We start from the raw sequence: 6,144 nt of genomic DNA on the forward strand, positions 1-6,144 counted from the left end.
GGTTCCGGGTCCTTCGGCTCGGGCTTGCGCACGGGCCCCGGCGGTTCCCCCTTCGCCGCGCGCGCCGTGGGGAAGGCCAGCAGGCGGGCGCGCGGCGACGGAGCGGCCGAGGCGGCCGACAGACGGGCGCGTACGGAGCGTTCGGCGAGGGTGCGGCACTCGGCGAGGAGCGCCGCGGCGACGGGGTTGGCGCGCAGCGCACGCAGGGCCGCGAGGTCGTCGGGGCCGGGGACGTAGCCTGCGGCCAGGGCGTCCCGGAGGAGCGCGAAGTAGCCGGAGGCGGTGCCGGGGAGGGCCTCGCGGTAGCGGGCGAGGTCCGCGAGCACGAAGCCGCGGAGCCGGTCCGCTTCACGGGTGGCCTCGTCCAGGGCGTCGGCGAGCCGCAGACACTTCTGGACATCCTCGGCGGGGACGGGGACGGGGTGGAGGGCGACGGCGAGGGCACGTCGGAGCACACGCAGCTCGTCTGCGCTGAACGCCATTCCGCCGCGGGATCCGTGTGGCGTGGGCATGTGCCGACGATACGCGCTATTCGGACAAAATCCGCTTAACGCCAGTACTCCGCGCGCCCCGCGCAAGGCGGACGGCCGTCCCCGCCCCGGCGGTGGGGCGGGGACGGTCCCCGCTTACATGCGGGACACGTTCCGCTCGTACACCAGGCGCAGCCCGATCAGCGTCAGCCACGGCTCGTGCTCGTCGATGACCGAGGACTCGCCGAGCACCATCGGCGCAAGTCCGCCCGTCGCGATGACGGTCACGTCGTCCGGGTTCTCCGACAGCTCCGCGGCCATCCGGGTCACCACGCCGTCCACCTGGCCCGCGAAGCCGTACAGGATGCCGGACTGCATGGCCTCGACCGTGTTCTTGCCGATGACGCTGCGCGGCCTGGCCAGCTCGATCTTCCTCAGCTGTGCGCCGCGGACACCGAGCGCCTCGACGGAGATCTCGATGCCGGGGGCGATCACGCCGCCCGTGTACTCGCCGCGCGCGCTGACCGCGTCGAAGGTCGTCGCCGTACCGAAGTCGACGACGATCGCCGGGCCGCCGTACAGCTCCACGGCGGCGACCGCGTTGATGATGCGGTCCGCGCCGACCTCCTTGGGGTTGTCCATGAGGATCGGCACACCGGTCTTGATCCCGGGTTCGACCAGGACCGACGGCACGTCGCCGTAGTAGCGGCGGGTGACCTCGCGCAGTTCGTGCAGGACGGACGGCACCGTCGCGCAGATGGCGATTCCCTCGATGCCGTCGCCCAGCTCCTCGCCGAGCAGCGGGTGCATGCCCATCAGGCCGTTGAGCAGGACGGCGAGCTCGTCGGCCGTGCGGCGGGCGTCGGTCGAGATGCGCCAGTGCTCGACGATGTCCTCGCCGTCGAAGAGACCGAGCACCGTGTGCGTGTTGCCGACGTCGATGGTGAGCAGCATCGGTCAGCCCTGGGCCTCTCGGAGGTCGAGCCCGATGTCGAGGACCGGGGAGGAGTGCGTGAGCGCTCCGACCGCGAGGTAGTCGACGCCGGTCTCGGCGTAGGCGCGGGCCGTGTCGAGGGTCAGCCGGCCGGAGGACTCCAGGACCGCCCGCCCCTTCACGAGGGCCACGGCCTCCTCGGTCTCCACGGGCGTGAAGTTGTCCAGCAGGATCAGGTCGGCGCCCGCGTCCAGGACCTCGCGCACCTGGTGCAGGGTGTCGACCTCCACCTCGACGGGAACGTCGGGGAACTGCTCCCGCACGAGCTTGAAGGCCTCGGCGACGCCGCCCGCCGCCACCACGTGGTTGTCCTTCACCAGTGCCGCGTCCGACAGCGACATGCGGTGGTTGACGCCGCCGCCGCAGCGCACCGCGTACTTCTCCAGGGCGCGCAGGCCAGGGGTCGTCTTGCGGGTGTCGCGGACCTTCGCCTTCGTGCCCTCCAGCACGTCGGCCCAGGCGCGGGTGGCGGTGGCGATGCCGGAGAGCCGGCACAGGATGTTCAGGGCGCTGCGCTCCGCGGTCAGCAGGTCGCGGGTGCGGGTCGTGACGCTGAGCAGCTTCTGGCCGGGCGAGACCCGGTCGCCGTCCTCGACATGCCGCTCCACCTCGAAGGCGTCGGTGCACACCACGGAGAGGACGGCCTCGGCGATGCGCAGACCGGCCACGGTGCCCGCCTCGCGGGCGGTGAAGTCGCCGGTGGCGACGGCGTCCTCGGGAACGGTCGCGACGGTCGTCACGTCCACGCCGCCGTCGAGGTCCTCCTCGACGGCCATGTGTGCGATGTCCTCGACCTGGATCGGGTCGAGACCCGCCTCGGCGAGCAGCGCGGCCAGGTCGGGGTCGAGCCCGCATTCGTACACGTGCTCGTTGTCGCCGCAGGCGCAGTCGTCACCGCAGCCGCCTTCGGCGTCGAGGAGCGGGAGGTCGTCGGTGGGGCTCACTGTGATGGCTCCGGTGTCGGGATGGGTTGGACTACGGGCGGGAAATCCGCGTCGGGGGTACGGCGTACCACGCGGGCGCGGTCGGGGGAAAGCCGCACGATCAGGTGCCGGCGCCAGTGCAGGTCGTCGGCGTCCGGGCAGTCCTCGCGCCAGTGGCAGCCGCGGGTCTCCTCGCGCTCCCTGGCGGCGGCGACGAGGGTGCGCGCGACGCACAGGAGGTTGGTGGCCTCCCAGGACTCGACGCCGGGCTCGGCGGTCTTGCGGCCCTCGTCCCCGCCCTCGTCCCCGCCCGCGCCCTCGCCCGCATCCGCGTCCGCGTGCCGGCCGTCCGCCCCGTCCCGGCCCGGCGCCCGGTCTGCGTCCCGGTCCTGGCGTACGGCGATCGCCTCGAGTGCCTCGGCGGCGAGCCGCAGGCTCTCGGCGGAACGCAGCACCCCGGCACCGTGCGTCATGATCCGCTGGATCTCGGTCCGGGTCTCCGGCGGGACGAGGGGCAGCGTGAAGGGGGTCTTCTCCGCCGGCCGCGAGGGCGCCCACGTGGTGCCGGCCGCGATGTCCTCGGCGATGCGCTCGGCGAAGACCAGCCCTTCGAGCAGCGAGTTGGAGGCGAGCCGGTTGGCGCCGTGGACACCGGTGCAGGCGGCCTCGCCGCACGCGTACAGGCCCGGGACCGTCGTCCGCCCGTACAGGTCGGTGCGGATGCCGCCGGAGGCGTAGTGGGCGGCCGGGGCGACCGGGATCGGCCGGGTGACCGGGTCGATGCCGTGGGCGCGGCACGCGGCGAGGATCGTGGGGAAGCGGTGCTCCCACATCACGGCGCCGAAGTGCCGGGCGTCGAGGTACATGTGCTCGGCCCCGGTCTCCCGCATCCGCCGCATGATGCCCTTGGCCACGATGTCGCGCGGAGCCAGCTCGGCTAGCTCGTGCTGCCCCACCATGAAGCGGACGCCGTCCGCGTCCACGAGATGGGCCCCCTCGCCGCGCACCGCCTCGGAGACCAGCGGCTGCTGGCCCTCGGCCTCCGGGCCCAGCCACAGCACCGTGGGGTGGAACTGGACGAATTCGAGGTCGCTCACCTCGGCCCCGGCGCGCAGCGCCAGGGCCACGCCGTCGCCGGTGGAGACGGCCGGATTGGTGGTCGCGGAGAAGACCTGGCCCATGCCCCCGGTGGCGAGGATGACGGCGGGCGCGCGGACGGCGCCCACGCCGTCGTGCTGGCCCTCGCCCATCACGTGCAGGGTGACGCCCTCGGTGCGGCCCTCGTCGTCCGTGAGGAGGTCCAGGACGAGCGCGTTCTCCACCGTCTCGATCCGCCCCCCGGCTCCGCCGAGGGGGGCGGCCCCCGCTTCCCGCACCGCCTCCACCAGGGCCCGGGAGATCTCCGCGCCGGTGGCGTCGCCGCCGGCGTGCGCGATGCGGCGCCGGTGGTGGCCGCCCTCGCGGGTCAGCTCGATCTCACCGGAGCCCGGGTCGGTGTCGAAGCGGGCGCCGGACGCGATGAGGCGGCGTACGGCGTCGGGGCCCTCGGTGACGAGGAGACGTACCGCCCGCTCGTCGCACAGGCCCGCGCCCGCCACCAGGGTGTCCTCGAGGTGCTGCTCGGGGGAGTCGCCCTCGCCGAGGGCGGCGGCTATGCCGCCCTGCGCCCAGCGGGTGGATCCGTCGTCCAGGCGGGCCTTGGTGACCACGACCGTGTGCCTGCCCGCGGCGGCGCAGCGCAGGGCGGCGGTCAGTCCCGCCACCCCGGAACCGACGACCACGACATCGGCCTCGATGGACCAGCCGGGAACTGGGGCACTGAGGCGTATGCCGGTCACTTGGGCACTCCGAACGTCAGCGGGATGTTGTCGATCAGTCGGGTCGTGCCGACCCGGGCGGCGACGGCGAGGACCGCGTCCCCGGTGTAGTCGTCGGGGACCTCGTGGAAGTCGGAGGGGGCGACCAGCGCGAGGTAGTCGAGGGCGAGCGGGGGGTGGGCACGGGTCGCCTCGTGCAGCACGGCGCGCGCCGCGGTCCGTACGGCGGCGGGCCCTTCGTGAGCGGCGGCGCTGGCCACGGCGTGCGCGTCGGCCGCGGCCCGCGCCTCGCCGAGCGCGGCGAGGCGGCCGGCCCGGGACCCGGCGGCGGGCGTCGCCTCGGCGCGCGCCCGCAGCGCGGCCTCGGCGGCCAGGCGGTCGCGGCCCGCGAACAGGGCGCGGGACAGGGCGAGCGCGGTGCGCCGCTCCGGCGGCGAGAGATACCGGTTGCGGCTGGACAGGGCGAGCCCGTCCTCCTCGCGCACGGTCGGTACGCCGACGATCTCCACGTCGAAGTTCAGGTCCCGCACCATGCGCCTGATCAGCGCGAGCTGCTGGGCGTCCTTCTGCCCGTAGAGCGCGAGGTCGGGGGCCGTGAGGTGCAGCATCTTGGCGACGACGGTGAGCATGCCGTCGAAGTGGCCGGGCCTGGCGGCGCCCTCGAGCAGTTCGCCCATCGGACCCGCGGTGATCCTGACCTGCGGCTCCCCGCCCGGGTACACCTCGTCGACCGAGGGCGCGAAGACGGCGTCCGCGCCGGCCCCGGCGGCGAGGCGCAGATCGGCGTCCAGGGTGCGCGGGTAGCGGTCGAGGTCCTCGCCGGCGCCGAACTGCAGCGGGTTGACGAAGACGGTGACCACGACCTGGCCCTCGGGGCCGGCGAGGCTCCGGGCGCTGCGGATCAGGGAGGCGTGCCCCTCGTGCAGGGCACCCATGGTCATGACGACCGCGCGGCGGCCGGAGCGGGGCAGGGCGCGCAGCTCGGCGGCGGTGCGGGTGACGGTCACGGGGGGCGCCTCGGTGGGCGGCCGGTCCGTCGTACGGCTCATCGGGGATCTCCGTCCGAGAGGACGCCGAGCAGGTCTTCCGCCAGCTCCGGCTTGAGCAGCCCGTGCGCCAGGGCACGGTCGGCGGTGGCCCGGGCCACCGCGAGGTAACCGGCCACCATGGCCGGGGAGTGGGCACGCAGTTCGGCGACGTGAGCGGCGACGGTGCCCGCGTCGCCGCGGGCCACGGGGCCGGTCAGGGCGGCGTCGCCGGAGCGCAACGCGTTGTCGAGGGCAGCGCCGAGGAGCGGGCCGAGCATCCGGTCCGGGGCGCCGACACCGGCGGTGCGCAGCAGCTCCATGGACTGGGCGACCAGGGTCACCAGGTGGTTGGCGCCGAGGGCGAGTGCCGCATGGTAGAGCGGGCGGGCCTCCTCCTCGATCCACTCGGGCTCGCCGCCCATCTCGATGACCAGTGCCTCCGCGGCCAGCCGCAGCTCCTCGGGCGCGGTCACACCGAAGGAGCAGCCCGCCAGCCGCTGCACGTCGACGGAGGTGCCGGTGAAGGTCATGACGGGGTGCAGGGCGAGCGGCAGGGCGCCGGCCCGCCGGGCGGGGTCGAGGACCCGGGCGCCGTACCGCCCGGAGGTGTGCACCAGGAGCTGGCCGGGCCGGACGGCGCCGGTCTCGGCGAGGCCCTCGACCAGGCCGGGAAGCGCGTCGTCGGGCACCGTCAGCAGGACCAGCTCGGAGCGCTCCAGCACCTGGGCGGGCGGCACCAGCGGCACGTCGGGCAGCAGCGCGGCGGCCCGGCGGCGCGAGGTGTCGGAGACCCCGGACACGGCGACCGGCCGGTGCCCGGCCAGGCTCAGTGCCGCGGCGAGGGCGGGACCCACGCGGCCCGCGCCCACCACGCCGACGGCGAGGCGGGCGGGACGGTCCTTGGGGTCCGTC

6 protein-coding genes are annotated in these 6,144 nt (G+C 74.8%); all 6 read right to left on the minus strand.

What is annotated here, in order from left to right:
- Positions 1 to 482 (minus strand): hypothetical protein (locus GUY61_RS33065; RefSeq protein WP_166634016.1); only part of this gene is annotated, 482 nt, incomplete at its 3' end.
- Between the two features lie 144 nt (positions 483 to 626).
- Complete coding sequence (locus GUY61_RS33070) at positions 627 to 1,424, minus strand: type III pantothenate kinase (protein ID WP_166634012.1); 798 nt, start codon at positions 1,422 to 1,424, stop codon at positions 627 to 629.
- 3 nt (positions 1,425 to 1,427) lie between these two features.
- Positions 1,428 to 2,414 carry a carboxylating nicotinate-nucleotide diphosphorylase gene (nadC, locus tag GUY61_RS33075; protein WP_166634017.1) on the minus strand — a complete coding sequence of 329 codons (987 nt, stop codon included), beginning with the start codon at positions 2,412 to 2,414 and terminating at the stop codon, positions 1,428 to 1,430.
- On the minus strand, positions 2,405 to 4,225 hold the full coding sequence (locus tag GUY61_RS33080) for an L-aspartate oxidase (RefSeq protein WP_166634013.1): 1,821 nt from the start codon (positions 4,223 to 4,225) through the stop codon (positions 2,405 to 2,407). Before GUY61_RS33080 ends, nadC begins: the two co-directional genes overlap by 10 nt.
- Positions 4,222 to 5,253: a pantoate--beta-alanine ligase gene (gene panC, locus GUY61_RS33085; protein ID WP_166634014.1), complete on the minus strand. Its 1,032-nt coding sequence runs from the start codon at positions 5,251 to 5,253 to the stop codon at positions 4,222 to 4,224. The genes GUY61_RS33080 and panC overlap by 4 nt, the downstream gene beginning before the upstream one ends.
- On the minus strand, positions 5,250 to 6,144 hold an 895-nt coding region (locus tag GUY61_RS33090), incomplete at its 5' end, for a Rossmann-like and DUF2520 domain-containing protein (RefSeq protein ID WP_166634015.1). The genes panC and GUY61_RS33090, both read right to left, overlap by 4 nt.

This window comes from Streptomyces sp. GC420 (genome assembly GCF_009916105.1).
In the GTDB taxonomy this organism is placed as follows: Bacteria; Actinomycetota; Actinomycetes; order Streptomycetales; family Streptomycetaceae; genus Streptomyces.

Excerpts from the sequence above, each read along its gene's own strand:
- panC (WP_166634014.1), bottom strand. The coding sequence starts at position 5,253 with ATGAGCCGTACGACGGACCGGCCGCCCACCGAGGCGCCCCCCGTGACC.
- GUY61_RS33070 (WP_166634012.1), bottom strand. The coding sequence starts at position 1,424 with ATGCTGCTCACCATCGACGTCGGCAACACGCACACGGTGCTCGGTCTC.